Here is a 3640-nt window from a genome sequence, read left to right as displayed (position 1 = left end):
GGAGATCGCCGAGGACGGCCAGGCCGCGCTCACCGCGTTCCGCGAGCGCGCCGCCGACATCGTGCTGCTCGACCTGATGCTGCCGGGCATCCCCGGTACCGAGGTGTGCCGTCAGCTACGCGCGACGACGCAGGTGCCGATCATCATGCTGACCGCGAAGGACAGCGAGGTGGACATCGTCGTGGGGCTCGAGCTCGGCGCGGACGACTACGTCACCAAGCCCTACTCGACGCGCGAGCTGCTCGCCCGCATGCGGGCGGTGCTGCGCCGCTTCGCCCACCTGGAGGCGGACCTCGACGAGCACGTCCTGAGCGGGGGTCGGGTGACCCTCGACATCGACCGGCATACCGTGGCCGTCGACGGGCGGGAGATCGCGATGCCCCTCAAGGAGTTCGAACTCCTCGAGGTGCTGATGCGCAATGCCGGCCGTGTCATGACCCGCGGCCAGCTCATCGACCGGGTGTGGGGCACCGACTACTTCGGTGACACCAAGACGCTCGATGTGCACATCAAGCGCATCCGTTCGCGCATCGAGGCGGCCCCCGGCGACCCGGAGATGCTCGTCACCGTGCGCGGGCTCGGCTACCGATTCGAGGCGTGACAGACCCGGCGCCGCACGTCTGTCGGAACGAGGAAGGCCGGGGAGCTCACGCTCCCCGGCCTTCCTCGTCGTGAGGGCTCAGTTGCTCGCCGACGGCGTCGGAGCCGGGGTCGGCACGAGCGTCGAGAGGTAGCTCAGCTGTCCGGTCAGCACAGGGGTCTCCACGCGGGCGCCCTCGCCCGTGCCGGACTGGAAGTAGATGGACACCGTCGACCCAGGGGCGGAGTCGAGCGGGGAGATCGGCAGCGGCGCGGTCGAGCCGGTGCCGAGGCTGAGGGTGGATCCGGCCGAGACCAGGATGGCCGTCTTCACCGCGCTCGAGCCGTCGCCGACGGTGACGTTCAGCACCTCACCGCTGTCGGTCGGGTTCACGACGGTGGCGACCAGGTTGCCGTTCGCGCCCGACGAGTCGGCGACGACCAGCACGTTGCGCACAGCGAGGGGTCCGCTCGACGCGGGGACGTTCACGCCGCCCGACGGGGCGTAGTCCTTGTCCATCGACCGATTGGTCGTCTCCTGGGGAGTCAGGAACGTGCATCCCGTCGTTCCGAGGACGACGAGTGCGCCCACTGCCAGCGACGCGATCAGGCGCGTTTTCACGGTACCTCCCAGGGTGAAGACAGACGTCAGCATTCTATGCGGTGCGGCGCGTAGCTCCCGACCGTGAGGCGGCGCGCGATACGCGGCGGCGAACCTTAGCGCACGATCCCGTGTGGTAGACTGGCCGACGCCGAAAGGACATAACTCCATGCTTTTTGAGGTTGGCGAGACGGTCGTTTACCCCCACCACGGTGCGGCGACGATCGCGGAAGTGAAGACCCGAGTCATCAAAGGCGAAGAAAAGGTCTATCTCAAACTCCGAGTCACCCAGGGCGATCTGACCATCGAGGTTCCGGCCGACAACGTCGACCTCGTCGGCGTTCGCGACGTGATCGGCAAGGAAGGCCTCGAGCGCGTCTTCGACGTGCTGCGTGCCCCCTTCACCGAGGAGCCCACGAACTGGTCCCGCCGTTACAAGGCCAACCTCGAGAAGCTCGCCTCCGGCGACGTCATCAAGGTGAGCGAGGTCGTGCGCGACCTGTGGCGTCGCGACCAGGACCGCGGTCTCTCGGCCGGCGAGAAGCGCATGCTCGCAAAGGCGAAGCAGATCCTCGTCTCCGAGCTCGCGCTCGCCGAGAAGACCGACGAGGAGAAGGCCAGCGTCCTCCTCGAAGAGGTCCTCGCCTCCTGACCCCCGCATCGGGACGCTCGTGATCCATCCTGCGCCCCGTCGGGCGATCATCGTGGTCGCCGCCGGCTCCGGAACGCGGCTCGCCGCAGGCGCTCCGAAGGCCTTCGTGGGCCTCGGTGCGCACACGATCCTCCGACACGCCCTCGACGGGGTGTTCCATGCCCCCGAAGCGCAGGTCGTCGTCGTCGCCCCGGCAGATCGTGTCGGCGAAGCCGAGACCGATGCCCGCCTGGCGGCAGGCGACCGGTCCGATCTCGTGACGGTCGTCGCGGGGGGCGCCACCCGCCAGCAGTCGGTCGCCGCGGGCCTCGCGGCCCTCTGGGGCGATGTGGAGGTCGTGCTCGTGCACGATGCGGCCCGCGCCCTCACGCCGCCCGAGGTGTTCGCCCGCGTGTTCGCCGCGGTGGATGAGACCGGCTGGGGGATCGTTCCCGTGCTTCCGGTCATCGACACGATCAAGCGCGTCGACGGCCCGCACATCACGGGCGGAGTCGATCGTGCCGAGCTCGCGGCCGCGCAGACGCCGCAGGGGTTCCGACGCGACATCCTCACTCAGGCCTACGCCCTGGCCGACCGCGACCACACCGACGACGCCGCGGTGGTCGCCCAGGCCGGCCACCAGGTCGGCGTCGTCGACGGCGACGCGGCGTCGTTCAAGATCACGACGCCCGAAGACCTCGCGCGCGCCGAGCACCTTCTCCGGAGCGCACCGGGGCCCGCGGCGACCGACCTTCCCCGAATCGGACTCGGCACCGACGTGCACGCGTTCGGGGGCGACGGCGAACTTTGGCTCGGCGGCATCGCGTGGCCGGGTGAGCAGGCGCTCGCGGGGCATTCCGACGGCGACGCGGTCGCGCACGCGATCGTCGACGCCCTGCTGGGCGCCGCGGGACTCGGTGACATCGGCACGCACTTCGGCACGTCGCATCCCGAGTACGCGGGCGCCCACGCCGACGTCTTCCTCGCGCGCACCCGTGCCCTGATAGGCGAGGCGGGCTGGCGGGTCGGCAATGTGTCGGTGCAGGTGCAGGCCAACCGCCCGCGCATCGGTGCCCGCCGAGCGGAGGCCGAGACGGCGCTGTCGGCGGCGCTCGGCGGCGCGCCGGTGACGCTGTCGGCAACCACGACCGACGGGCTGGGGTTCCCCGGGCGCGGCGAGGGCGTGCAAGCGATCGCCGTCGCGCTGATCGTGCCTGCGCGCTTCTGAGCGCGCCACCGGGCGTCAGAGCGTGCGTGTCATGAAGATCGAGAACGGGTCCTCGCGGTAGTCGCCGAACGGCCCGGTGACAGCGAAGCCTTCGCTCTCATAGAGCCGCACCGCCGGGAGGAAGTCCGGGGTGCTTCCGGTCTCGAGCCACAGCGAGGAGAAGCCCCGGCTGCGCGACTCGGCGATCAGGTGCTGCAGCAGCGCGCGCCCGATGCCACGCCCCAGGAACGCGGGCGCGACCCGCATCGACTTCAGCTCGCCCGAGACGTGGTCGATCGTGCGCAGCGCGCCGATGCCGGCGAGCTCGCCGTCGACGCGCGCCGCGAAGAACGAGATCGACGGATGCCGCAGCGCGCCCAGGTCGAGAGCGTGCACGCTCTCCGCGGGCGAGGTCGCGTGCATACCGTCCAGGTGCGCGACGATGAGCGCCTGCACGTCGGGCGAGGACAGGTCGTCGGGGAGGATGCTCAACGTGGTCACCGTCACGCCTCCGCTGCGAAAGGACGCGGTTCGCGACGGGCGCGCGATCCGGCGCTGAGCAGCACGAGTCCCGCCGCCAGCACGCACAGCCCGATCACGCCGCCGAGCGTGAGGTGCTCGC

At 70.5% G+C, this 3640-nt stretch carries 5 protein-coding genes; 3 read left to right on the top strand and 2 right to left on the bottom strand.

Annotated features, from left to right (window positions below; all coding sequences use genetic code 11):
- On the top strand, window positions 1-601 hold a 601-nt coding region (locus tag ASG00_RS13810), incomplete at its 5' end, for a response regulator transcription factor (protein ID WP_156456266.1).
- Window positions 602-679: 78 nt separating this feature from the next.
- Here ASG00_RS13810 and ASG00_RS13805 read toward each other — a convergent pair.
- Window positions 680-1201 (bottom strand): hypothetical protein, encoded by a 522-nt coding sequence (locus tag ASG00_RS13805; RefSeq protein WP_056210385.1) that lies wholly within the window; start codon window positions 1199-1201, stop codon window positions 680-682.
- Between the two features lie 148 nt (window positions 1202-1349).
- On the opposite strand from ASG00_RS13805, the gene ASG00_RS13800 reads away from it, so the two are divergent.
- Together ASG00_RS13800 and ispD are read left to right on the top strand one after the other, a co-directional pair.
- A complete protein-coding gene (locus ASG00_RS13800; protein ID WP_045246754.1) occupies window positions 1350-1832 on the top strand; it encodes a CarD family transcriptional regulator in 483 nt (160 codons plus the stop codon).
- Between the two features lie 19 nt (window positions 1833-1851).
- Window positions 1852-3039 (top strand): 2-C-methyl-D-erythritol 4-phosphate cytidylyltransferase, encoded by a 1188-nt coding sequence (gene ispD / locus ASG00_RS13795; protein ID WP_235557422.1) that lies wholly within the window; start codon window positions 1852-1854, stop codon window positions 3037-3039.
- A 15-nt stretch (window positions 3040-3054) separates the two neighbouring features.
- Here ispD and ASG00_RS13790 read toward each other — a convergent pair whose 3' ends face one another.
- Complete coding sequence (locus tag ASG00_RS13790; protein ID WP_048809297.1) at window positions 3055-3519, bottom strand: GNAT family N-acetyltransferase; 465 nt, start codon at window positions 3517-3519, stop codon at window positions 3055-3057.
- Window positions 3520-3640: the final 121 nt, after the last annotated feature.

Source organism: Microbacterium sp. Leaf351 (assembly GCF_001423825.1).
Lineage (GTDB): Bacteria > Actinomycetota > Actinomycetes > Actinomycetales > Microbacteriaceae > Microbacterium > Microbacterium ginsengisoli.
Note: the sequence above shows the minus strand (reverse complement) of the source record. Positions and strands in the feature narration are given on the sequence as shown.